Below are 24416 nucleotides of genomic sequence, written 5' to 3' on the forward strand. Positions count from 1 at the left end.
TCCCTGTTGATGTCTCACATCCTGAGCCTCGTCACCTTCCTGCCGCTCTTTGGGGCCGGGATGCTGCTGGCCGTACGCCTTCTGGGCAAGTCGGACGCCTCTGTCGCGCCGGCCGCGCGCCGTATCGCCTTCGTCACGACGCTGATCACCCTGGCGGTGTCGATCCTGCTGGTGGCGCGCTTCGATGCCTCGAGTGCCGCCTATCAGTTCGTCGAGCACTATCAGTGGTTTGCGGGCGCCGCCTATCACATGGGCGTGGACGGGATCTCGATCCTGTTTGTCCTGCTGACCGCCTTCCTTTTGCCCCTGTGCATCCTCGCCAGCTGGACGACGATCAAGGAGCGGGTCGCCGACTATATGATCGCCTTCCTGGTGCTTGAGACGCTGGTGATCGGCGTCTTCACCTCGCTGGACCTGTTCCTGTTCTACATCTTCTTCGAAGGCACTCTGGTGCCGATGTTCCTGATCATCGGCATCTGGGGCGGTCAGAACCGCATCTATGCGGCCTACAAATTTTTCCTCTACACCCTGCTGGGGTCGGTGCTGATGCTGCTGGCCATGCTGTGGATGGCGGCGGAAGCGGGCACCACCTCGATCCCGCTGCTCAAGGAATACGCCTTCAGCGAGAGCGTGCAGCCACTGCTGTGGCTGGCCTTCTTCGCCTCCTTCGCGGTCAAGATGCCGATGTGGCCGGTCCACACCTGGCTGCCCGACGCCCACGTGCAGGCGCCGACGGCGGGCTCGGTCATTCTGGCCGGCATCCTGCTGAAGCTGGGCGGCTATGGCTTCCTCCTGTTCAACCTGCCCATGTTCCCGCAGGCGTCGGAGATGTTCCGGCCGCTGGTGTTCGCCCTGTCGGCCATCGCCATTGTCTACACCTCGCTGGTCGCCTTCCGTCAGACCGACATCAAAAAGCTGATCGCCTATTCGTCGGTCGCCCACATGGGCTTTGTCACCATGGGCATCTTCGCCGGCAATGATCAGGGCGTGCAGGGCGCGGTCTTCCAGATGCTGAGCCACGGCCTGATCTCGGGCGCGCTCTTCCTGTGCGTCGGCGTGGTCTATGACCGGATGCACACGCGTGAGATCGCCTTCTACGGCGGGCTGACGTCGAAGATGCCGTGGTTTGCGGCCATCTTCCTGATGTTCACCATGGCCAATGTCGGCCTTCCGGGCACCTCGGGCTTCATCGGGGAAATCCTGACCCTGACGGCGGTCTATGAGGTGTCGACCTGGACGGCGCTGTTTGCGGCCTCGGGCGTGATCTTCTCGGCGGTCTATGCGCTGACGCTGTACCGCAACGTCATGTTCGGCGAGATCACCAACCCGGCGCTCAAGGCCATCACCGACATCGACCGGCGCGAGCTGATCGTCTTCGTGCCCCTGATTGTGGGGACCCTGTGGCTGGGCGTCTATCCGGCGGCTGTGCTTGACCTGACCTCGACGTCCGTCGAGGCCCTGACTGCCGGCTTCCGCGCCGCGATCGGTGGATGAGATCCGATATGCCTGACCTGTCCTCCGCCCTCCAACTCGCCGCCTCTGAAGTGACCCTTGCGGTCGGGGCCATGGTCCTGCTGCTGCTCGGCGCCTTCATGGGCGAGAAGTCGACCCGACTGATCTCGATCCTGTCTGTGGCCCTGCTGGTGGGCGCCTCGGCGCTCGCGATCAACGCCCCGCTGGGCCAGGCCTTCAACGGCGCCTTCGTGGCCGACCCGCTGGCCGTCTATGCCAAGGTCGCCATCTATCTGCTCAGCGCGGTGGCCGTGGTGCTGGGAGACGGCTGGATGGCGCGCACGCGCATCGCCCGGTTCGAATATCCGGTACTGATCGTGCTGGCCTCGGTCGGCATGGCCATGATGGTGTCGTCCGGCGACCTGATCTCCCTCTATGTCGGGATCGAGCTGCACTCGCTGGCCCTCTATGTGCTGGCCGCCTTCCATCGTGATGACCTCAAGGCCTCCGAGGCGGGGCTGAAGTATTTCGTGCTGGGGGCGCTGTCCTCCGGCCTGCTGCTGTATGGCGCCAGCCTGATCTATGGCTTCTCGGGCTCGATGCGGTTCGAGGACATCGCCCTGTCGGCGCGCTCGGTCGCGGACGGTGGCTCGGCGGGTCTGATCTTTGGTCTGGTGTTCCTGATCTGCGGTCTGGCGTTCAAGGTCTCGGCGGCGCCGTTCCACATGTGGACGCCCGACGTCTATGAGGGCGCGCCGACACCGGTCGTGGCCCTGTTCGCGACCGCACCCAAGATGGCCGCCATGGTCCTGGTGGCCAGGGTGCTGAGCGAGGGCTTTGGCGCCATCCACGACCAGTGGGCCCAGGTGCTGGTGCTGATCTGTCTGGCGTCGTTTGTGGTGGGCGCCATTGGCGGCCTGGCCCAGCGCGATCTGCAGCGACTGCTGGCCTATTCCTCGATCGCCAACATCGGCTACGCCCTGCTGGGCATAGTCGCGGGAACCGAGGCGGGCCTGCAGGCCATGCTGATGTTCATGACCCTGTATGTGATCGACCAGATCGGCTTCTTTGCCGTGCTGCTGTCGCTGTCGCGGGGTGGCAAGCCGATCCGTCGGATCGCCGATCTGGCCGGGCTGAAGAAGACCCGTCCCCTGACGACCGTGGTCCTGACGATCCTGTCGCTGTCGGTGCTGGGCATGCCGCCCTTCTCGGGCTTCTGGGGCAAATACTATGTGTTCGGGGCGGCTGCCGATGCCGGCTACTGGATGGTGGCTGCCGCCGGTCTGGTGGCCTCGGTTGTGGCGGCCTTCTACTATCTGCGGATCATCAAGCTGATGTGGTTCGACCCGCCGCTGGATGAGCAGGCCACGACCGACGCCCAGCCGGTCGAGGCGCGCACCCTGGCCCTGGCCTCTGCGGCCTTTGCCTTCCCGGTCGTGATTATCGGTCTGACCTGGCTTGAGCCGCTGACCGCCATCGCAGCATCCGGTTTCGGAGCCGGGTAGGGCGGTGTCGCCCGCCGAACTGCTGGTCCTCGACGACATCGACTCCACCAATGCCGAGGCTCGCCGACAGGCCGAGGCCGGAAATTCCGGCCCGATCTGGATCGCAGCACGCCGGCAGTCGTCCGGTCGTGGCCGACGCGGCCGAGCCTGGTCCAGCCAGATCGGCAATCTGGCCGCCACATATCTCTGCGTGACACACGCTCCGCCGACCGAGGCCGCGCAGACCAGCTTCATCGCTGCGCTCGCGGTCGCGGATCTTCTGCACCGCTACGTCCCGCCAGCCTGTGTCACGATCAAATGGCCGAATGATGTGATGATTGAGGGGATGAAGGCCTCGGGCATTCTCGTCGAGTCCGGCCCCGCACCCGCCGGCGGGCTGTGGCTGGCGGTCGGCATCGGCGTCAATCTGGCCAGTGCCCCGCAGGACGTGGAGCGGCCGGCGACCGCCGCTGCGGCCCATCTGGCGGCAGGCGTGTCACGGGCGCCGACCCTGGACGAAGCCCTGCCGGTTCTGGCCGAGGCCTTTGGCGCCTGGACAAAGCGGCGCGAGGCTTTGGGGTTCGAGGTGATCCGCGATGCCTGGACCCGCCGGGCCCACGGTCTGAACGCCCCCGCTGTCGCCCGGCTGGGACATGAGACCGTCGAGGGTGTGGCCGAAGGTCTCGCTGACGACGGCGCACTGCGACTGAGGCTGGCCGATGGCTCACTTCGGCTTATATCCGCAGGCGACGTCTTTTTTGGAGAGAGCGCCTGATGCTGCTGGCGATCGAACAGGGCAACACCAATACGCTGTTCGCGGTCCATGACGGCGAGCGCTGGATCGCCCAATGGCGCACGGCCACCGCCGCCAGCCGCACGGCCGACGAATACGCCGTCTGGCTGACGCAGTTGCTGGCGATGCGCGGGCTGGACCTGAAGGCCCTGCACGCCTGCATCATCTCCAGCGTCGTGCCGCAGTCGATCTTCAATCTGAGGAACCTGTCGCGGCGCTACCTGGACGTCGAGCCCATGGTGATCGGCCAGAATGTCGATCTGGGCATGCAGGCGCGGATCGAAAAGCCGTCCGAGGCCGGGGCCGACCGGCTGGTCAATGCGATCGGCGCGCACCTGAAATATCCGGGCGATCTTATCGTCATCGATTCCGGCACCGCCACCACCTTTGACGTGATCGCGGCGGACGGCGCGTTCGAGGGCGGGGTCATCGCGCCCGGCATCAACCTGTCGCTGCAGGCCCTGCACGAGGCGGCCGCCATGCTGCCCCGGATCGCCATACAGAGACCCGATCGCGTGATCGGCAAGGACACGGTGACCAATATGCAGGCCGGCGTGTTCTGGGGCTATATCTCGCTGATCGAGGGCCTGGTCGAGCGGATCAAGGCCGAGTGGGGCAAGCCCATGACGGTCATCGGCACCGGCGGCGTGGCCTCCCTGTTCGAGGGCGCCACCGACCACATCGACCATTTCGACCCTGACCTTACCCTTCGCGGCCTGCTGGACGTCTGGCGTCGCAACTCCGGAAAGACGGCATGAGTAAATCCAAAACCGACGAACTGGTCTTCCTGCCGCTGGGCGGGTCGAACGAGATCGGCATGAATCTGAACGCCTACGGCTTTGGCCCGGCGAATGACCGGAAATGGATCCTGGTCGATGTCGGGGTGACCTTCGGCGACCACACCACGCCGGGTGTCGATGTGATCGTGCCGGATCCGACATTCCTCGAGGGCGAAAACATCCTCGGCATCGTGCTGACCCATGCGCACGAGGACCACATCGGCGCGCTGGGCTGGTTGTGGCCACGTCTGAAGGCGCCGCTCTATGCCACCCCGTTCACCGCCTATCTGATCCGGGAAAAGCTGCGCGATGCGGGCCTCGGCGACCGGGTGAAGATCCATGAGGTGCCGCTGGGCGGGACCATCAATCTGGACCCGTTCCACATCGAGATGGTGACCATCACCCATTCGACGGCCGAGCCGAATGGTCTGGCCATCACCACCCCGCTGGGGCTGGTGCTGCACACCGGCGACTGGAAGATCGATAATGACCCGGTTGTCGGCGAACGCACCGACATCGACACGATCCGCCGCCTCGGCGACGAGGGCATCCTCGCCATGGTGTGCGACTCCACCAATGTGTTCGTCGAGGGTACGGCGGGGTCTGAGGGCGAGGTGCGTGATGCCCTGGCCGAGCTGATCGGCAGCCTGTCAGGCCGGATCGCGGTCGGGTGCTTCGCTTCGAACGTCGCCCGTCTGGACAGCGTGGTGCGCGCCGCCGAGGCCGCAGGTCGCCGCGTGGCGCTGGCCGGGCGGTCGATGCACCGGATCACGGCGGCGGCCAAATCGGTCGGCATGCTGTCGGACATCAAGCCCTTCCTGAGCGAGGAAGAGGCCCGGCGCTGGCCCGCTGATCAGTTGCTGTACCTTTGCACCGGCAGCCAGGGGGAGTCGCGCGCCGCCCTGTCGCGCGTGGCCGAGGGCAATCACCCCTTCATCAAGCTGGGCAAGGGCGATCACTGCATCTTCTCGTCGCGCATGATCCCCGGTAATGAGCTGGCCATCGGCCGGCTGCAGGACGCCCTGTCGGAGCGCGGCGTGCGCATCTACACCGACCGGGATCACCCGGGCATTCATGTCTCGGGCCACCCGTGCCGCGACGAACTGCGCCAGATGTACCAGTGGGCGCGCCCGCAGATCGCCATACCGACCCACGGCATGCGCCGCCACATCGCCGAGCACGCCCTGCTGGCCAAGGAGATGCAGGTGCCCGAGACCGTGACGCCGCGAAACGGCGACATGGTGCGGCTGGCTCCTGGTCCGGCGGCCATCATTGACGAAGTGCCCTCGGGCCGGCTGTTCGTCGACGGCGGCATGCTGGTCGAGGAGATGGGCGAGGCCCTGCGCGAGCGTCGCCACGCGGCCTCAAACGGTCTGATCCTGGTCAGCTTTGCGCTGGATCGTAAGGGCAAGCTGGCCTCCAGCATCGATGTGCGGGGTATTGGCCTGCCGGGCGATGAAGATCAGCCGCTGGGTGATCTTCTGGACGAACTGGCCGAGCGAGCCGAGGATGCCGTCCGCAAGCTGAAGGGCGAGGCGCTGGAGGACGAAATGGTCATCGAACAGGCTGTCGCCCGTACGCTGAAGAAGGCCAGCCAGGGCATCTGGGACCGTCGGCCCATCGTAGAAACCATCGTGCTGAGGGTCTGATGATCGGACGTCTGAACCATGTCGGGGTCGCTACGCCGTCCATTGACGCAAGTGTGGCCATGTACCGGGACCTGCTGGGCGCGACGAAGGCGCATGCACCGTTCGATCTACCGGCGCAGGGCGTGCGGGTCTGTTTCATCGACCTGCCCAACAGTCAGATCGAATTGATCGAGCCGCTGGGCGACGACAGCCCCATCCATGGGTTTCTTGCCAAGAACCCGAAGGGCGGGCAGCACCACGTCTGCTTCGAGGTCGAGGACATCCTGGCCGCGCGTGATGCCCTCCGGGCGAAGGGTGCGACAATTCTGGGGACTGGCGAACCGCGCATCGGGGCGCATGGTACGCCCATCCTGTTCGTCCATCCCAAGGACATGGGCGGGGTGCTGGTCGAACTGATGGAAACGCCGAAAGACGGAGCACACTGATGCCGATCGGTCCGATCACAATGTTTGCCATCTATATCATCTGCTGGTGGGTGGCTTTGTTCACGATCCTCCCGCTGGGCATGAACCAACAGGATCAAGCACCCCCGACAGACGGGGCCCAGTGGGGCGCACCGGACAAACCGGACCTGAAGAAGAAGTTCATCACCACCACCTGGGTCGGCGCCATCCTGTGGGCGGTGATCATGGCGGTCATCTTTCTGGGGCTGGTTCCGATCCCGGAAGTCAGCGGGACCTAAGCTTGGCCACAGACTGGTCTAGCTTTTGGGCCAACGTCCCGGCTAAAGCACAGCGAGACCCTGCTGCTTCATTCCGGATGTGCCCATGCGCCTGTCGCGCTATTTCCTGCCCACACTGAAAGAGGCGCCCGCCGACGCCCAGATCGTCTCGCATCAGCTGATGCTGAGGGCGGGTCTGATCCGTCAGGAAGCGGCGGGCATCTATGCCTGGCTGCCGCTGGGGCTGCGTGTGCTGCGCCGGATCGAGCAGATCGTGCGCGAGGAACAGGAGCGGGCAGGGGCGGTCGAACTTCTGATGCCGACGTTGCAGCTGGCCGACCTGTGGCGCGAGTCGGGCCGCTATGACGCCTATGGCCCCGAGATGCTGCGCATCAAGGACCGCCACGAGCGCGAGCTGCTGTATGGCCCGACCAATGAGGAGATGATCACCGACATCTTCCGGGCCTATGTGAAAAGCTACAAATCGCTGCCGCTGAACCTGTTTCACATCCAGTGGAAGTTCCGGGACGAGCGGCGTCCGCGGTTCGGGGTGATGCGCGGTCGCGAATTCCTGATGAAGGACGCCTATTCCTTCGATCTGGACGAGGCCTCGGCCCGCAAGGCCTATAACCGTATGTTCGTGGCCTATCTGAACACCTTCGCCCGCATGGGCCTGAAGGCGGTGCCCATGCGCGCCGACACCGGCCCGATCGGCGGTGACCTCAGTCACGAGTTCATCGTTCTGGCGGATACCGGCGAAAGCCAGGTGTTCTGCGACCGCAAGCTGGTCGAGATGCCGGCGCCGGGCGGAGATGTCGACTGGAACGACCTTCAGTCCATCGTGGACCAGCGGACCGCCCTCTATGCCGCGACCGAGGAGATGCACGAGTCTGAGCGTTTCGAGGCCGAGACCGCCGAGGACGACCGCCTGACCGCGCGCGGGATCGAGGTCGGGCACATCTTCTACTTCGGCACCAAATATTCGACGCCGATGAAGGCCCGTGTCCAGGGGCCTGACGGGCGAGACGCAGACGTTCACATGGGCAGCTATGGCGTGGGCGTGTCGCGCCTGCTGGGCGCCATTATCGAGGCCAGCCATGACGCCTCCGGCATCATCTGGCCCGATGCTGTGGCGCCGTTCGATGTCGTGGTGATCAACCTGCGGGCCAGCGACGAGGGTGTCTGCAATGCGTGCGAAGATGCCGTGAACCGGCTGGAAGCGCTCGGCAAGGAGGTGCTCTACGACGACACCGACGAGCGCCCGGGTGGCAAGTTCGCCACGGCAGACCTGATCGGCATCCCGTGGCAGCTGACCATCGGGCCCAAGGGCGTCGCCGAGGGCGTCGTCGAGCTTAAGCGCCGGGCGACGGGCGAGAAGCTGAGTGTGCCGCTGGACGAGGCCATCGCCCGGTTGACCGCATGACCGATACCGTCGGCAAGACTCCGAAGCCCGCCGGGCCGTTCTCTGCCTGGGAGATCGGACTGGCGCTGCGCTACCTGCGGGCCAAGCGCAAGGAGGGCGGCATCGCCCTGATCGCCATCATCTCCTATGTCGCGGTGGCGCTGGCCGTCATGGCCCTGATCGTGGTGATGAGCATCATGGCGGGCTTCCGCGCCGAACTGCTCAGCCGGATGCTGTCGTTCAACGGTCATATGTACGTTCAAGGGCAGGTGCTGAACGACCCCGAGCGCGATCTGGCGCTTGAACGACTCCGCGAGATTCCCGGGGTGGTCAGCGTGACGCCGCTGGTCGAGTCGCCCGCCATGTTCCAGGCCTCGGGCCGGGCAACCGGCGGTCTGGTGCGCGGCATCCGTCCCGAGGACCTGACCTCGATGACCTATGTCTATGACAGCCTGTCACAGACCGCGCGCGACATGTTCGGCAAGGGCGACTACGGCGGTGACTATGTGCTGATCGGCAAGTCCCTGTCCGAGGAACTGGGCATCGGAGTCGGCTCGCCCATCACCCTCTATTCCCCGACCGGGGCCGACAGCGCCTTCGGCAATCTAGGGGGGCTGTCCAAGACCTATGTGGTCGGCGGCATCTTCAGCTCGGGCACGGCGGACTACGACCGGGCCTTCGTCTTCATGCCATTGGAACAGGCGCAACTGTTCTTCGGCAAGGAAGGCCTGTGGGACATCATCGAGATGAAGACCGCTGAACCCGACCGGGTCGAGACGCTGAGAGAGCCAGTCCGAACGGCAGTCGGTGACGGCAATCTGGTCAGCGACTGGCGCGACCGTCTGGCGGCCTTCTGGGGCGCGTTGAAGGTCGAGCGCGTGGCCATGAGCATCATCCTGGGACTGGTCGTCGCGATCGCCGCGCTCAACATCATTTCCGGCATCGTCATGCTGGTGAAGAACAAGACCCGCGACATCGCCATCCTGCGGACCGTGGGGGCCAGCCAGTTCTCCATGCTGCGGATATTCTTCATCTCCGGCGCGGCCATCGGCATTGCCGGAACGGTCACGGGTCTGGTGCTGGGCCTGCTGTTCTGCCTGAACATCGGGGCGATCCAGCATTTCCTGGAGTGGGTCTTCCAGGTCGAGCTGTTCAATGCCGACGTCTATATGCTGGACGCCGTGCCGGCCCTTGTGGACCCCATGGACGTGTTCTGGGTGGCGATGTGGTCCTTCTTCATGAGCTGTGTCGCCGGGCTGATCCCGTCCTGGCAGGCCGCCAAGCTCGATCCGGTGGAGGCGCTTCGCTATGAATAGTCTCGCCCCGGCCGTGCTGTCGGTTCACGACCTGACCCGGACGTATGACACCGCCGCCGGCGGGCTGACGGTGCTGCGCGGCGTCAATCTGGACGTCCGTCCCGGCGAAATCGTTGGTCTGATCGGGCCGTCGGGCTCGGGCAAGTCCAGCCTGCTGCATGCGGCGGGTCTGCTGGAACATCCGACCTCGGGCGAGGTCCGGATCGATGGAGAGGCCGTCGGTGGCCTGCCCGAGCGAGCTCGCACTCATATCCGTCTGGCGCGCATCGGATTTGTCTATCAATTCCACCACCTGCTGCCGGAATTTGACGCGCGGGATAATGTGGCCCTGCCGCTCCGCATCGCGGGGCACGCGCTCGGCGCGGCGCGTGCGCGGGCTGAAGAACTGCTGGTCGCCCTGGGGCTCGCCGACCGGCTGACCCATCAGCCGTCGCAGCTATCGGGCGGAGAGCGTCAGCGGGTGGCCGTGGCCCGGGCCTTGGCCAACCGGCCGCGCCTGCTGCTGGCCGATGAGCCGACCGGCAATCTGGATCCTGCGACCAGCCAGACCGTGTTCGAGGCCCTGCACGATCTGGCCAAGAAGTCCGGCGTGGCGGCCCTGATCGCGACCCACAACATGGAACTGGCCGGCCATATGGACCGCGTCTTTGCCCTCAAGGACGGCCATCTGGAAGAACGCCCGGCGGAGAGCCAGGCCTACTGAGCGCTCAGGGTTTGGGCAGGGGCTTCAGGTCCACAAACGTCGGCGTGCTCTTCGTGGCGCGGGCCTGAATGGCGCCGAGGATGTCGGCGGTGTTCCAGATGGAACCCTGCATGACGGCGGCCCATTCCAGGCCGTCGGCGACGGTGTGGTCGCGGGCGTAGGTGATCGCGGCCTTCGACCCCGAGATCGCCAGAGGCGCCTTGGCGGAGATGGCGTGCGCCATCTCCAGGGTGGCAGCCAGTAGGGTATCGGCGTCCGGCAGCACAGCATTGACGAAGCCCAGACGCTCGGCGCGGTCGGCCATGAGACTGGTGCCCAGATAGGCAAGCTCTCGCACCACACCTTCGGGCAGCAGCAGGGGCAGGCGTTGCAGGCTGCCGACATCCGCCATCATGCCGATGTTGATCTCCTCGATGCGGAAGTACGCGTCGGCCGAAGCGAGCCGCAGGTCGCAGGCGGCAATCATGTCCAGCCCGGCCCCGACGCAGGCGCCCTGCACGGCAGCGATCACCGGGAAGCGGACTCGCTCCAGCATCGACAGGGCGTCCTGAAGTTCGCGGGCCGCCTGATGGAAGGCCTGCCGCTCGGCGGCGGTGTCCGTGCCCATGATAGCGCCGCCGGTGAAGACTGAGGTGTCCATTCCCGCGCAGAAATTCCGGCCCTCGCCCGACAGGACCAGCGCCCGCACATCCCCTGCTGCGTCCAGACCCCTCAAGGCCGGCCCCAGCCCCGTCCAGAAGCGCATGTCCAGCGCATTGGACACTTCGGGCCGTGACAGTCGCAGGTGGGCGACGGCTCCGTCACGGGTGATCTGGAAGGGTTGGGTCTCGGTCATCTCGGCGCCATCGCGATTGGTGGTAAACCCATGCTATCGGTTTTCCATCGAAATGCACTGGAGGACCGCGGCGATGTCGCTCAACGGAAAAACGCTCTTCATCACGGGGGCCAGTCGGGGGATCGGGCTGGCCATCGGCCTGCGCGCGGCCCGGGACGGCGCCAATGTCGTGATCGCCGCCAAGACCGCCGAGGCGCACAAACACCTGCCCGGCACCATCTATTCCGCCGCCGAGGAGATCGAGGCCGCAGGGGGCAAGGCCCTGCCACTGGTCGTCGATGTGCGCAGCGAGGACTCGGTGATGGTCGCGGTCGAGGCCGCCGTCGCCCGGTTCGGCGGGATCGACATCTGCGTCAACAATGCCTCGGCCATCCAGCTGACGGGCACGCTCGCCACCGACATGAAGCGGTATGACCTGATGCATCAGGTCAACGGGCGTGGCACCTTTCTGGTCTCCAAGGCCTGTATTCCGCACCTTAAACAGGCGACCAATCCGCATGTGCTGGCTCTGTCACCGCCGCTGGATCTATCTCCCCACTGGTTCGGCTCGCACGTCGCCTATTCGATGGCCAAGTACAATATGAGCCTGGCGATGCTGGGCATGGCCGAGGAATTCAAGGGCGACGGCATTGCCTTTAATGCCCTGTGGCCCCGCACGGCGGTAGCGACTGCGGCCATCGAATTCGCCCTGGCGGGTAAGGAGGGCCTGGCCCATTGCCGCACGCCCGAGATTCTGGCCGATGCGGCCCATGCCCTGTTCTGCCTGCCGGCGAGAGAGAATACGGGCCGGTTCCTGATCGACGACAGCTTCTTGTACGAGCAGGGCGTGCGCGACTTTGACGTCTATCGCGTCGATCCGACGAAAACGCTGATGCCCGACTTCTTCGTCCCGGCGGACAGCGTGCCGCCGCCCGGTGTCAAGATCGGCTGAGGTCCTATTCGACCGCGGCATCGCCCCAGACCCGGCGCAGGGCCGGGCTGCGGCGACAGCCGATGCGATAGGCCTCGTAGCGGCCCGGATTGCGACGCGCGTAGTCCTGATGTTCGTTTCCGGCCGGCCAGAAGCGGGCGGCCGCAATCACCGGCGTGGTGAAGCTCTGGCCGAGGGCTCGCTCGGCTGCCGCGCGCGAGGCATTGGCGGCGGGGCGCTGCTCGGCGGTGGCAAAGACGGCGGTCTCATAGCTGGGGCCGCGATCACAGAAGGCGCCGCCGGGGTCGGTCGGGTCGATGGTCCGCCAGAACCGGTCGACCAGCGCGCGGTAGCTCACGACGTTGGGGTCGAAGGTCACCTGGATGGCTTCCCGGTGGCCCGTGCCGCCCCGAACGACCTGGGCATAGGTCGGATTGGCGACGGTACCGCCCGCAAAGCCGGAGACTACAGACGACACGCCCCGGACGTTCTCGAACGCCTTTTCCGCCGACCAGAAACAGCCGCCGGCAAAGACGGCGATCTGGCTGCCCGGAGGCGGGGCCTCGGCGGGCGCGGGCGGGGCGGGGCTGCAGGCGGCGATGAGGGCGGCAAGCGCGATCAGGAAACGGGTCATGACTCTGGATACGATGCCGGACGACGAAAGGTTTCAAGCCCCGCTGTTGACACGGAACGTAAACAGAACATAGAACAGAAACGGAACATAATCACGGAGGCTGATCATGGCGCGTTGGGTTCGGGAAATGTTGTCGCTGGCGTCGTGCGGCGGTTTTGTCTGGATGGCGTGGCAGGCCGCCCTGCTGGCCTATTGATCCACCGGAGCGTCGCGCGGCTGGGGATGGATTGGAACGGACGGGGTGTCTGAGGCCAGAATCCTTCCATAGTCATTGCGTGTGCGGGCCGCAGGGCAGGGAGACAGTCGGTGACAGAGGCGTTCGGCGACAGTTTCGTCCACCTGAGGGCCCGTTCCGCCTATTCCTTGCTGGAAGGGGCGATCAAGGCCTCGGCCCTTGGCAAGCTAGCCGCCGAGGCCAGAATGCCGGCTGTGGCCATCGCCGACCGCACCAATCTGTTCGGCGCCCTCGAATTCAGCCAGGCGACCAAGGCGACCGGTGTTCAGCCGATCATCGGGTGCGCCCTGCCGGTCACCGGCATCGGCGGGCAGCGGTCCGAGCGCTGGGCCCGGCTGTCGACCGTGGTTCTGCTGGTCCAGAGCGAGCTCGGCTGGCGCAATCTGTCGGCCCTGTCGTCGCTGGCCTATCTGGAAACCGGAGATCTGGCCGAGCCGGGCGTTCCCTGGGAGCGGGTCCGCGACCATGCCGAGGGCTTGATCCTGTTGTCGGGCGGTCCGGATGGCCCGGTCGATCCCCTGTTTGTGCAGGGCAGGGATGGTGAGGCGCATGAAGCGCTGGCCGAAATGGCCCGGGTGTTCGGTGACCGCTTTTATGTCGAGTTGCAGCGCCACGATCTGGCCGAAGAGCGGCAGGCCGAGGCCGGGCTGGTGGCCTGGGCCTATAAATCCGAAGCCCCGCTGGTTGCGACCAATGACGTCTATTTCGTCCGGGCCGACCGGGCCAAGTCGCATGACGCCCTGTTGTGCATCGCCGACGGCGCCTTCACCGGTCAGGACGATCGCCGGCGGGTGACATCGCACCACTGGTTCAAGTCGGCATCCGACATGCGGACCTTATTCGCGGACCTGCCCGAGGCCTGCGACAACACGCTGGAAATCGCGAAGCGCTGTGCCTTTCTGGTGCCGACGCGGGCGCCGATCCTGCCCCGGTTCGACACCGGCGCAGGGCGAGACGAGGCTGACGAACTGGCATTTCAGGCGCGAGAGGGGTTGAAGGCCCGGCTGGCGGCGGTCGAGGCGGCCGCCCCGGAGCAGGCCTATTGGGACAGGCTCGAGTTCGAGGTCGGCGTCATCCAGCAGATGGGCTTCCCCGGCTACTTCCTGATCGTGTCGGACTTCATCAAATGGGCCAAGCTACAGGGTATCCCGGTCGGGCCGGGCCGGGGCTCCGGTGCCGGCTCTCTGGTCGCCTGGGCGCTGACCATCACCGACCTCGACCCGCTGCGGTTCGGCTTGCTGTTCGAACGGTTCCTGAACCCAGAGCGGGTCTCCATGCCCGACTTCGACATCGACTTCTGTCAGGAGCGGCGGGAAGAGGTGATCGCCTATGTGCAGAAGCACTATGGCGAGGATCGCGTCGCCCAGATCATCACCTTCGGCACGCTTCAGGCGCGGGCCGTGCTGCGCGATGTGGGTCGGGTGCTGCAGATGCCGCTGGGCCAGGTCGACCGGCTGGCCAAAATGGTGCCGGCCAACCCCGCCAACCCTGTCACCCTGGCGCAGGCCATCGAGCTGGAACCCCGCCTGAAACAGGCGCGTGACGACGAACCCGCGGTCGCCACCCTGCTGGCCACGGCGCTGGAACTCGAGGGGCTGTATCGCAACGCCTCGACCCACGCGGCGGGCATCGTCATCGGCGACCGGCCCCTGGTCGAGTTGACGCCGCTGTACAAGGATCCCCGCTCCGACATTCCGGCCACCCAGTTCAACATGAAGTGGGTCGAGCCCGCCGGTCTGGTGAAGTTCGACTTTCTGGGCCTGAAGACGCTGACGGTTCTGGATCGGGCGCACGGCTATCTGGAGCGGCGCGGTGCGGCGGTCGACTTCTCGCTGCTGCCGCTCGACGACCGGGCCACCTATGAGCTGATGGCCTCGGGCCAGACGGTCGGCGTGTTCCAGCTGGAATCCCAGGGCATGCGCGACACCCTGCGCAAGATGCGCTGCGAGTCGATCGAGGAAGTCACCGCCCTGATCTCGCTCTACCGGCCGGGGCCGATGGAGAACATCGACGTCTATATCGACCGCAAATTCGGCCGGGCCGAGGTCGATACCCTTCACCCCTCGCTCGCCGAGGTCCTGAAGGAGACCTACGGCGTCATCATCTACCAGGAACAGGTGATGAAGATCGCCCAGATCCTGGCGGGCTACAGTCTGGGGGAAGCCGACCTTCTTCGCCGCGCCATGGGCAAGAAGAAGAAGGAGGAGATGGATTTCCAGCGGGCGCGCTTCATTGCGGGTGCCTCGGAACGCGGCGTGTCCGAGGAGCAGTCGGGCGGCATCTTCGATCTGGTGGCCAAGTTCGCCGGCTATGGCTTCAACAAGTCACACGCCGCCGCCTATGCCATGATCAGCTACCAGACGGGCTGGCTGAAGGCGAACCACCCGGTCGAGTTCTTCGCCGCCTCCATGTCGCTGGACATCTCCAACACCGACAAGCTGGCCATCTTCTATCAGGACGCCCGCAAGGCCGGGGTGACGCTGCTGGCACCGGACATCAACCGCTCGACGGCCGACTTTGACGTGGCGTACGATGATGAGGGCAAGGGCGCGGTCCTGTATGCCCTCGGCGCCATCCGCAACGTCGGGCTTGAGGCCATGCGCCACGTGGTTCAGGTGCGCGAGGAGGGCGGTCGTTTTGCCGACCTGTTCGACTTCCTTGAGCGGGTCGACCCGCGGGCGGTCAACAAGCGGGCGCTTGAGGGGCTGGCCAAGGCGGGGGCGCTGGACAGTTTGCACCCGAACCGTCGCCAGATCATCGACCAGGCGGATACGCTGATGGCCTATTGCCAGAGCGTGGCCGCCGAGCGCGCCTCATCCCAGGTCAGCCTGTTTGGCGCGGATCAGGCGCATGCCGCGCGGCCCCGGCTGAAGTCGGTGGAGCCCTGGGTCGGGCCCGAGCGGCTGGACCAGGAACTGGCGGCGGTCGGCTTTTATCTGTCAGGCCACCCGCTGGAGGACATGGAGGCCGCCCTGCGCCGCAAGCGGGTGACCTTCGCCGCAGAGGCCCTGTCGCTGGCCGAGGGCGGGCACGAGGCCTTCCTGATGGCCGGGGTGGTGCGCCGCCGTCAGGAACGGACCAGCGCCAAAAGCGGCGAGAAATTCGCCTTCGTCAATTTCTCGGACCCGACGGGCGAGTTCGAATGCCTGTTCACGCCCGATGCGCTGCGCCGCTATCGCGATGTGCTGGAGGTGGGTGCGGCCCTGATGGTCAAGGTGCGGGCCAAGGCCAGCGATGGCGAGGTGCGCTTCTTCGGCGATGAGGCCAGCCGCATGGATACGGCTATCGAACAGTCCGATGTGAATCTGCGGGTCCACGTGTCGGGCCGGGGGTCGGACCCGGCTGCGCTGAAGGCCCGGCTGGACCGGTCGGCGCTCAAGGGTGGCGGACGCGGCGGCGAGGTCAGCCTGATCGCTACCCTGGAGGGCCGGCGCGAGGTCGAGGTGAAATTGCCGGGGCGGTACCGGCTGGATGCGGCCCTGCGCGGCGCGCTCAAGACCGTCCCGGGCGTGGTTCTGCTGGAGGAAGCGTGATGAGCGAGACGGCGACGCACAAAGGGTCCTGTCACTGTGGGGCCGTGGCTTTCGAGGCGGACCTGGACCTGTCCGGGGTGATCGAGTGCAACTGCACCCACTGCTACCGTAAGGGGCTGATGCTGGGCTTCGTTTCACCGGATGCCTTCCGTCTGATCCGGGGCGAGGACCGGCTCAGCGAATATCTGTTCAACCGCCACGTTATCAGTCACCGGTTCTGCCGGGTGTGCGGCGTCGAGCCGTTCGGGGCCGGCAAATCCCCGGACGGCCGCGACATGATCGCGGTCAATGTCCGCACCCTCGATGACGTCGAGCCGTGGACGATCGAGACGATCCGTTTCGACGGCCTCAACAAGCTCTGACCCATACGGCGTCGCCGGGGCAGGGCGCTTGCCCTTTCCGGTGATCTCGCCTATATGCCCGCGCACTTCACACGCAGGCGTGGCGCGTTCCGGGGAGACATCCCGGTCGAGCCGTTCCGAGGGACCCGTCGGTCCTTTTCACCGTCTGCGGCGGATTGAATCGGAAAAAGGACTACACGATCATGGCTCTGCCTGAATTCTCGATGCGTACCCTGCTGGAAGCGGGCGCCCACTTTGGCCACCAGACCCACCGCTGGAACCCGAAGATGGAGCGCTACATCTTCGGCTCACGCTCCAACATCCACATCATCGACCTGTCGCAGTCGATCCCGCTGCTGCATCAGGCGCTGGTCGCCGTGCGCGACGTGGCGGCCAAGGGCGGCCGCGTGCTGTTCGTCGGCACCAAGCGTCAGGCGTCGGATCCCGTGGCCGAGGCGGCCAAGCGCTGCGCCCAATACTATATGAACAACCGCTGGCTCGGGGGCACCCTGACCAACTGGAAGACCGTGTCCGGTTCGATCCAGCGCCTGCGTGAACTGGATGCCCTTCTGGAAACCGGTGGCGACGGCCGCCAGAAGAAAGAACTGCTGACACTGACGCGCGAGCGCGACAAGCTTGAGCTGTCGCTGGGCGGCATCAAGGACATGGGCGGCCTGCCGGACATCATGTTCGTGATCGACACCAACAAGGAAGCGATCGCCATCCTGGAAGCGCGCAAGCTGAACATTCCGGTCATCGCGATCCTGGACACCAACTGCGATCCCGACGGCATCACCTATCCGATCCCGGGCAATGACGACGCCGCGCGCGCCATCCAGACCTATTGCGATCTGATCGCCGACGCGGTCCTGGACGGTCTGGCCGCCGGCCAGTCGGCCTCGGGCGTCGACATCGGTGCCTCGGAAGCGCCCCCGGTCGAGCCGGCCCTGAAGACCAAGGCCCCCAAGGCTGAAGCCGAGCCGGCTCCGGCCGGTGCCGAGGCCATCGCCGAGGAAATGATTGCCGCCGACGAAGCCCCCGCTGCTGAAGCCACCGCTGCTGAAACGGAGGCGCCCGCCGCCGAGGAAGCCGCGCCGGAAGCTGCCGAGACGGACAAGGCCGAGGCCTGAAGCCCGGCGGTTCACCGCGACCGCCAAACTGTTACGCGGCCGGGCTAAACCAGCCCGGCCGTTCCCGCATTATGAATATCAGGAGATTGAACATGGCCGAGATCACCGCTGCCCTCGTGAAGGAACTGCGCGAGCGTTCGGGCGTGGGCATGATGGACTGCAAGAAGGCCCTGCAGGAAACCGACGGTGACATCACCGCCGCCATCGACTGGCTGCGCGCCAAGGGCCTGTCCAAGGCCGCCAAGAAGGCCGACCGTGTCGCCGCTGAAGGCCTCGTGGCCGTCGCCACCCGTGAAGACGGCAAGGGCGAAATCGGCGCTGCGATCGAGTTCAACGCCGAGACCGACTTTGTGGCCCGCAATGACCTGTTCCAGGACGCGGCCAAGTCGTTTGCCCAGCTGGGCCTTGAGCACCACACCGTGGAAGCCATCCACGGCGCAACGCTCGAGAACGGCTCGACCGTCCAGGACGAAGTGACCCGCCTGATCGCCACGATCGGCGAGAACATGCAGCTGCGCCGCGCCGCCCGCCTGTCGGTCGACGAAGGCGTCGTTGCCTCCTACGTCCACAATGCCGTGTCGCCGGGTGTCGGCCGCATCGGTGTGCTGGTGGCTCTGGAAGGCGCGGGCGACAAGGCAGCCCTGCGTGAAGTGGGCCGCAAGATCGCCATGCACGTCGCCGCCACGGCGCCGCTGTCGCTGAACACCGACGATCTGGACCCGGCCGCCATCGAGAAGGAACGCGCTGTCCTGACCGAAAAGGCCAGGGAAGAAGGTCGCCCGGAGAACATGATCGACAAGATCGTGTCCGGCCAGATTGCCAAGTTCCAGAAGGACGTCGTGCTGTCCAAGCAGCCCTTCGTCATGAACCCGGATGTGACGGTCGAGCAACTGGTTGCCGATACGGCCAAGGAACTGGGCTCGTCGAACCTGAAGCTGGCCGGATTCGTCCGTCTGGCCCTGGGTGAAGGCGTCGAGAAGGTCGAAGGACCGGACTTCGCTGCTGAAGTCGCCTCGATGACGGCCGGCTAAGGCCGCATCCACCAAATACCGTTCGGATCTGTGATCGGACCGTTGCATACGGGGGCGCGTTGGGCTTTGAAGGCCCACGCGCCCCTTCTTTATGGCCGCCTGTCCGACGGGCGGTCGCTTGCTGACGGAACCGACATGCCCAACCCCTCATCCGGATATCGATACAAGCGCGTCCTGCTGAAGGTGTCGGGCGAGGTCCTGATGGGCGATCAGGGATTCGGCATCGATATCGGCACGGTCGAATCGGTGGCTGAAGCGGTCGCCCGCGTCGCGCGCCAGGGCGTCGAAATCTGCCTCGTCATCGGTGGCGGAAACATTTTCCGGGGCGTGTCCAAGGCCGCTGCCGGGCTGGAGCGCACCACCGCCGACTATATGGGCATGCTGGCGACCGTCATGAATGCGCTGGCCATGCAGGGCGCGCTCGAGAAAATGGGCGTCCAGACGCGGGTCCAGAGCGCCCTGACCATGAATGCGGTCGCCGAGCCCTATATTCGCCGCCGCGCCCTGCGGCACCTCGAGAAGGGCCGGGTCGTGATCTTTGCCGCCGGCGTCGGCGCACCCTTCTTCACCACCGATTCGGGGGCCGCGCTCCGCGCTGCGGAAATGGGTTGCGATGCCCTGCTGAAGGGCACCAGCGTCGATGGCGTCTACAGCGCCGATCCCAAGAAGGATCCGTCGGCCACCCGCTACGAAACCCTGACCTATCACGACGTCCTGGCGAAGGATCTGCGCGTCATGGATGCCTCGGCCGTCGCCCTGATGCGCGACAGCGGTATTCCGATCGTGGTCTTCTCGATCCGCGAGGACGACTCGCTTGAGAAGGTGCTGCGTGGGGAAGGTGCCTTCACCGTTATCCAGTCCGGCGCTAGAAGCGACGGCTGAGCGAACTGACACCAGAGCGAGAACGACATGGCAAAGCCCGACCTGAAAACCTACCGCGACCGCATGGACAAGGCGGTCAGTGCGCTGAAGGAAGAGTTCGCGGGCTTGCGAACCGGCCGCGCCAACGCCGGCCTGCTCGACCCGGTTCAGGTTGAGGCCTACGGCTCGACCTCGCCCCTGAATGCGGTGGCCGCCATCAGCGTGCCCGAGCCGCGGATGATCACGGTCAATGTCTGGGACCGCGGCATGGTGGTGTCGGTCGAAAAGGCGATCCGGGCGGCGGGCCTCGGCCTCAACCCGATCGTCGATGGTCAGATGCTGCGCATCCCCGTGCCGCCGCTGACCGAGGAGCGCCGCAAGGACCTGGTCAAGCTGGCCGGTAAGTATGCCGAGCAGCAGAAGATCGCGGTCCGGAACGTCCGCCGTGATGCCAATGACGACCTGAAGAAGGCGGAAAAGGCCAGCGACATCAGTCAGGATGAGCAGAAGAAGATGGAGGCCGAGGTCCAGAAGGACACGGATGCCGCCATCAAGCGTATCGACGAGATGATGAAAACCAAGGAAGTCGAGATCATGCAGGTGTGACGACCTCCGGGCCCCCCAACGCGCCTGAGCCTTCGCCTTCCCGGACCGGTGCGGTCACGGGACCGGCCCACGTCGCCCTGATCATGGACGGCAATGGCCGCTGGGCTGAGGGTCGGGGCCTGCCGCGGGCCGCCGGTCACCGAGAGGGGGTTCAGGCGCTGAAGCGTACCGTTCGGGGGGCTGCCGATCTCGGTATCCGCTGCCTGACCGTGTTTGGTTTCTCGACCGAGAACTGGAAACGGTCCGCCGAGGAGGTCTCCGACCTCATGGGGCTGGTTCGGGCCTATGTCGGCAGTGATCTGGACCGGCTGAAGCGCGAAGGCGTGCGGATCCATATTCTGGGGCGCAGGCAGGGGCTACCGGACGACATCGCCGCCATCGTCGACCGCGCCGAGCAACAGACTACCCACAACGACCGCTTTCTGCTTCAGGTGGCCTTCAACTATGGGGGGCGAGCCGACATCACCGATGCGGTGAACGCCCTGGTCGAGCGGGCGCTGAAGCGGGGCGAGAACGTTCCAGACATCACCGAAGACGATATCAGTGCCGCCCTGTCGACCAACCGCGGGCCGCCTGTGGATCTGATCATCCGTACCTCCGGCGAGCAAAGGCTGTCGAACTTCCTGCTGTGGGAAGCGGCCTATGCCGAGATGGTGTTTCAGGACATCCTCTGGCCCGATTACGGCCCGGAAGCCTTGGCCGCGGCCGTCGAGGAGTATCACCGGCGCGACCGGCGGTTCGGGGGTCGAGCGTCAAGGCCACAAATGGCCGTGTCCTGATGAGCATCCCGTTCGGAAACCTGGGCATGCGCGTCGTCTCGGCGTTGGTGCTTGCACCGCTGGCGGTGCTGGCCATCTGGGCGGGCAGTCTGTGGTTCCTTGCCATCATGCTGGCAGCCTGTGTGCTTCTGGCCCGGGAATGGGCCGAGATGAGCGCGCGCGAACGCCCGGGTCCCATCTTCTGGGCCGTGGCCCTGTCGCTGGTCGCCGTGACTGCGATCGCCCACACCGGGGCCATGTCGCCGGCGCTGGTAACCCTCGTCTTTGCCGCGGCGGCGGCTGGCCTGTTCGCCAAACGGGTCCGACAGGAAGGCCTCGATGCCGCCTACGGGGTCCTCTACCTCGGCTGGCCCGCGATCCTGCTGATCTGGCTGCGCGACGGCCAGTCCGGTGTGGGGCTCAGCTGGACGATTCTGGTGTTTGTCGTGGCCTGGTCGTCCGACGTCGCGGCCTTCATTGTCGGCAGCGTGCTCAAGGGGCCCAAGCTGTGGCCCCGGTATTCGCCCAACAAGACCTGGTCGGGATTTGCCGGCGGACTCATGGCCGGCGCGGGGGCAGGGGCCTTGATCGCCTGGCTGCTGCCGCTCGATCTCCCGAATCCAACCTGGGCCTGGGGCCTGCTGCTGGGCTTTGTTGCCGCTCTGGCTACCATGGCGGGGGATCTTTGGGAGTCCGCCCTCAAGCGACGCTTTGGTGTCAAGGATGCCGGAGGCCTGATTCCCGGTCACGGCGGCCTGCTGGACCGCGTTGACGGCCTGATGTTTGCCGCCGTCGTCCTCGCGGGCGCCCGCCTGCTGTTCATTCTGACGGATGCGACCGCGTGATGCATCGCCGCATCAGCGTTCTCGGGGCTACGGGCTCAGTTGGTAGTTCGACCCTTGCGCTCATGGACGAGGCCGAGCGCGCGGGGACGGCTCGGTTCACCGTCGCTGCCCTGACCGGTGGTCGAAACATCGAGCGTCTGGCCGAGGCGGCACGCCGCTGGCGCCCGGAGTTGGTGGTGACGGTCTGGCCTGAGCTGAAGACCGATCTGGAGCATGCGCTCGCGGGCACGGGAATCGCGGTCGCGGCGGGTGAGGCCGCCCTGATCGAGGCGGCTCTGCAGCCCGCCGACTGGATCATGGCGGCCATTGTCGGTGTGGCGGGGCTGAAGTCGACTTGGGCGGCGGCGGGCACCGGGGCCATCGTCGGGCTGGCCAACAAGGAAAGTCTGGTCTGCTGCGGTCCCGCTCTCATGGCGCGCGCCACCACGGCCGGTGGACGGATCCTGCCGGTCGACTCCGAGCATTCGGCCATCCACCAGGTCTTTCCCCACGAGCGCCCGGAAGGGGTTCGCAAGCTGGTGTTGACCGCTTCGGGCGGGCCCTTTCGCCAGACTCCGGCCTCGGAGCTGGAGCACGTCACCCCCGAGCGGGCCGTCGCCCATCCGAACTGGAGTATGGGCGCCAAGATCTCGGTAGACAGCGCCACCCTGGCCAACAAGGGTCTGGAGATGATCGAGGCGGCCTGGCTGTTTTCCATGCCCGAGGCGAAGATCGACGTCGTGGTCCACCCCGAGTCGATTATCCACAGCCTTGTGGAATGCGTGGATGGATCGACGTTGGCCCAGATGGGGCCGCCCGACATGCGCACGCCGATCGCCTATGCGCTTGCGTGGCCCAAGCGCATGCCGTGGCAAGCGCCACCGCTGGATATGGTCTCGCTGGGGCGGTTGACGTTCGAGGCGCCCGACACCGAACGCTTTCCGGCCCTGAATCTCGCCCGACAGGCCCTTCGCGCCGGAGGGGCCGCGCCCGCCATCTTCAATGCCGCCAATGAGGTCGCCGCCCTCGCTTTCCTTGACCGGCGTCTGGCCTTTCTCAATATTGCCGCAGTCATAGCCGACACCCTTGAAATGGCGTCGGCATCGGACCTTGTCGGAGGGTCCGGAGACGCCTGTGAAGCGGCCCTGGCCGTGGATCAGGAGGCCCGCCGTCTGGCCCGGATCTGTCTGGACCGACGCGAGCAGGCTGCATGATCCTGTCCGGATCGACGAGGGGGAATAGAGCGACCGCATGATCGACTTCCTGGCCCAGGCGCCGCTCTATGTGCTGCCCTTTCTGCTTGTTCTGACCGTCGTGGTGACGATCCACGAACTGGGCCATTTCCTTGTGGCGCGGGCGTTCGGCGTCAAGATCGACCGGTTTGCCATCGGCTTTGGCCGAGGTCTGCTGTCCCGTACCGACCGCCAGGGCACCGAATGGCGGCTGGGGTGGATCCCGTTGGGCGGCTATGTGAAGTTTTCGGGTGACCTCGATCCGTCCAGCGTGCCGGATCAGGCGGGCCTGGCCGAGTTGAAGGACCGCATCATCGCCGAGCAGGGCCCCGAGGCGATCCGCGACTATTTCCATTTCAAGCCGGTCTGGCAGCGCGCCCTTATCGTCCTTGCGGGGCCCATGGCCAACTTCGTCCTGGCCATCGTGGTCTTCACCCTGCTGTTCTCTCTGATCGGCGTCCAAATTCAGCCGGCCCGGGTGGCGCAGGTTTCTGCCGGCAGTCCTGCGGCGTCCGCGGGCTTCCTGCCGGGCGATCTCATCACCGGCATCAATGGGCGACGCGTCGAGGATCAGCGCGATGTCACCCGCATTGTCTCCCTGAGCAGCGGGGACCGGTTGCGCTTCATGGTCGAGCGGGGCGGGGATGAGCTTACGCTTACCGCTGTTCCGGAACGCGAGACCGTCACCGACCCTGTCGCGGGCCGGATTACCGTGGGCCGCATCGGTCTGGGCCTGCTTCCGGCGATGGATGAAATACGGCACGTGCGCTACGGGCCTATCGCGGCGGTGGGGCAGGCGGTGTCCCAGACCGGCGACGTGCTGGCCACCAGCATTCGCTACATCGGCCGCATCTTCACGGGCCGCGAGAGCGGTGATCAGCTGAGCGGACCCATCGGGATCGCCAAGGCGTCCGGCGCCCTGACCAGCGCGGCCGTCGAGGCCAATCCGGATCCGGGAGCGACGGCTTTCAATCTGATTGTCACCATGACAAGCTTCGCTGCCATACTTTCGATCGGAATTGGCTTTCTAAACCTCTTGCCGATCCCGATCCTGGATGGCGGACACCTGGTTTTTTATGGCTATGAAGCTGTTGCCAAGAAGCCTGTTGCAGCCCGCTTTCAGGAGGCAGGGTTCAGGGTCGGTCTTGCTTTGCTGGCGGGTTTGATGTTGTTCGCCACCTGGAACGATCTACAAAAGCTGAACCTGTTCAAATTCCTCGGCGGGCTCGCTTGATGAGCCGGCGCCA

At 65.8% G+C, this 24416-nt stretch carries 23 protein-coding genes; 21 read left to right on the plus strand and 2 right to left on the minus strand.

The annotated features are described in order from the left end of the window. Positions 1-9: 9 nt before the first annotated feature. From B4K74_RS01310 to B4K74_RS01355, 10 genes are all read left to right on the plus strand, one after another. Positions 10-1494 carry an NADH-quinone oxidoreductase subunit M gene (locus tag B4K74_RS01310; RefSeq protein WP_286691423.1) on the plus strand — a complete coding sequence of 495 codons (1485 nt, stop codon included), beginning with the start codon at positions 10-12 and terminating at the stop codon, positions 1492-1494. A gap of 8 nt (positions 1495-1502) precedes the next feature. After that, positions 1503-2957, plus strand: coding sequence for an NADH-quinone oxidoreductase subunit NuoN (nuoN, locus tag B4K74_RS01315; protein ID WP_286691424.1), 1455 nt, complete (start codon positions 1503-1505; stop codon positions 2955-2957). A 4-nt stretch (positions 2958-2961) separates the two neighbouring features. Further along, positions 2962-3711 (plus strand): biotin--[acetyl-CoA-carboxylase] ligase, encoded by a 750-nt coding sequence (locus B4K74_RS01320; RefSeq protein WP_286691425.1) that lies wholly within the window; start codon positions 2962-2964, stop codon positions 3709-3711. Then, positions 3708-4487 (plus strand): type III pantothenate kinase, encoded by a 780-nt coding sequence (locus B4K74_RS01325; protein WP_286691445.1) that lies wholly within the window; start codon positions 3708-3710, stop codon positions 4485-4487. The genes B4K74_RS01320 and B4K74_RS01325 overlap by 4 nt, the downstream gene beginning before the upstream one ends. Then, positions 4484-6157 carry a ribonuclease J gene (locus tag B4K74_RS01330; RefSeq protein ID WP_123286743.1) on the plus strand — a complete coding sequence of 558 codons (1674 nt, stop codon included), beginning with the start codon at positions 4484-4486 and terminating at the stop codon, positions 6155-6157. Before B4K74_RS01325 ends, B4K74_RS01330 begins: the two co-directional genes overlap by 4 nt. Continuing rightward, the gene (gene mce / locus B4K74_RS01335) at positions 6157-6582 is read left to right on the plus strand and encodes a methylmalonyl-CoA epimerase (protein WP_123286742.1); all 426 of its coding nucleotides are present in this window, start codon (positions 6157-6159) and stop codon (positions 6580-6582) included. The genes B4K74_RS01330 and mce overlap by 1 nt, the downstream gene beginning before the upstream one ends. Further along, the gene (locus B4K74_RS01340) at positions 6582-6839 is read left to right on the plus strand and encodes a DUF1467 family protein (protein ID WP_286691426.1); all 258 of its coding nucleotides are present in this window, start codon (positions 6582-6584) and stop codon (positions 6837-6839) included. Before mce ends, B4K74_RS01340 begins: the two co-directional genes overlap by 1 nt. Positions 6840-6924: 85 nt before the next feature. Then, positions 6925-8241: a proline--tRNA ligase gene (gene proS / locus B4K74_RS01345; protein WP_286691427.1), complete on the plus strand. Its 1317-nt coding sequence runs from the start codon at positions 6925-6927 to the stop codon at positions 8239-8241. Next, positions 8238-9536 carry a lipoprotein-releasing ABC transporter permease subunit gene (locus tag B4K74_RS01350; RefSeq protein WP_286691428.1) on the plus strand — a complete coding sequence of 433 codons (1299 nt, stop codon included), beginning with the start codon at positions 8238-8240 and terminating at the stop codon, positions 9534-9536. The genes proS and B4K74_RS01350 overlap by 4 nt, the downstream gene beginning before the upstream one ends. Beyond that, complete coding sequence (locus tag B4K74_RS01355) at positions 9529-10239, plus strand: ABC transporter ATP-binding protein (RefSeq protein ID WP_123286738.1); 711 nt, start codon at positions 9529-9531, stop codon at positions 10237-10239. Before B4K74_RS01350 ends, B4K74_RS01355 begins: the two co-directional genes overlap by 8 nt. A 4-nt stretch (positions 10240-10243) precedes the next feature. Here the strand turns inward: B4K74_RS01355 and B4K74_RS01360 are convergent, their stop codons facing one another. After that, complete coding sequence (locus B4K74_RS01360) at positions 10244-11074, minus strand: enoyl-CoA hydratase-related protein (protein WP_123286737.1); 831 nt, start codon at positions 11072-11074, stop codon at positions 10244-10246. Between the two features lie 73 nt (positions 11075-11147). Between B4K74_RS01360 and B4K74_RS01365 the strand changes: the two genes are divergently transcribed. Beyond that, the gene (locus tag B4K74_RS01365) at positions 11148-12005 is read left to right on the plus strand and encodes an SDR family oxidoreductase (RefSeq protein ID WP_286691429.1); all 858 of its coding nucleotides are present in this window, start codon (positions 11148-11150) and stop codon (positions 12003-12005) included. A 4-nt stretch (positions 12006-12009) separates the two neighbouring features. Here the strand turns inward: B4K74_RS01365 and msrA are convergent, their stop codons facing one another. Then, a complete protein-coding gene (msrA, locus tag B4K74_RS01370) occupies positions 12010-12618 on the minus strand; it encodes a peptide-methionine (S)-S-oxide reductase MsrA (protein ID WP_286691430.1) in 609 nt (202 codons plus the stop codon). A gap of 306 nt (positions 12619-12924) precedes the next feature. Between msrA and dnaE the strand changes: the two genes are divergently transcribed. From dnaE to B4K74_RS01420, 10 genes are all read left to right on the plus strand, one after another. After that, a complete protein-coding gene (dnaE, locus tag B4K74_RS01375) occupies positions 12925-16386 on the plus strand; it encodes a DNA polymerase III subunit alpha (protein WP_286691431.1) in 3462 nt (1153 codons plus the stop codon). After that, positions 16386-16748 carry a GFA family protein gene (locus tag B4K74_RS01380; RefSeq protein WP_123286733.1) on the plus strand — a complete coding sequence of 121 codons (363 nt, stop codon included), beginning with the start codon at positions 16386-16388 and terminating at the stop codon, positions 16746-16748. The genes dnaE and B4K74_RS01380 overlap by 1 nt, the downstream gene beginning before the upstream one ends. Positions 16749-16930: 182 nt before the next feature. Next, the gene (gene rpsB / locus B4K74_RS01385) at positions 16931-17857 is read left to right on the plus strand and encodes a 30S ribosomal protein S2 (protein WP_123286732.1); all 927 of its coding nucleotides are present in this window, start codon (positions 16931-16933) and stop codon (positions 17855-17857) included. A 92-nt stretch (positions 17858-17949) separates the two neighbouring features. Next, positions 17950-18888, plus strand: a complete 939-nt coding sequence (gene tsf, locus B4K74_RS01390; protein ID WP_286691432.1) for a translation elongation factor Ts — start codon at positions 17950-17952, stop codon at positions 18886-18888. A gap of 135 nt (positions 18889-19023) precedes the next feature. Beyond that, positions 19024-19770: a UMP kinase gene (pyrH, locus tag B4K74_RS01395; RefSeq protein WP_123286730.1), complete on the plus strand. Its 747-nt coding sequence runs from the start codon at positions 19024-19026 to the stop codon at positions 19768-19770. A 27-nt stretch (positions 19771-19797) separates the two neighbouring features. Further along, entirely contained in the window at positions 19798-20355 is a 558-nt protein-coding gene (gene frr, locus B4K74_RS01400; protein ID WP_123286729.1) for a ribosome recycling factor, read from the plus strand. After that, complete coding sequence (gene uppS, locus B4K74_RS01405) at positions 20352-21134, plus strand: polyprenyl diphosphate synthase (RefSeq protein ID WP_286691433.1); 783 nt, start codon at positions 20352-20354, stop codon at positions 21132-21134. The genes frr and uppS overlap by 4 nt, the downstream gene beginning before the upstream one ends. Further along, complete coding sequence (locus B4K74_RS01410; RefSeq protein WP_123286728.1) at positions 21134-21958, plus strand: phosphatidate cytidylyltransferase; 825 nt, start codon at positions 21134-21136, stop codon at positions 21956-21958. Before uppS ends, B4K74_RS01410 begins: the two co-directional genes overlap by 1 nt. Then, entirely contained in the window at positions 21958-23151 is a 1194-nt protein-coding gene (dxr, locus tag B4K74_RS01415; protein ID WP_286691434.1) for a 1-deoxy-D-xylulose-5-phosphate reductoisomerase, read from the plus strand. The genes B4K74_RS01410 and dxr overlap by 1 nt, the downstream gene beginning before the upstream one ends. A gap of 37 nt (positions 23152-23188) precedes the next feature. Continuing rightward, a complete protein-coding gene (locus tag B4K74_RS01420) occupies positions 23189-24403 on the plus strand; it encodes a M50 family metallopeptidase (protein WP_286691435.1) in 1215 nt (404 codons plus the stop codon). The last annotated feature ends 13 nt before the right edge of the window (positions 24404-24416 follow it).

It is taken from the genome of Brevundimonas sp. UBA2503 (assembly GCF_002341485.1).
Taxonomy (GTDB): domain Bacteria; phylum Pseudomonadota; class Alphaproteobacteria; order Caulobacterales; family Caulobacteraceae; genus Brevundimonas; species Brevundimonas halotolerans.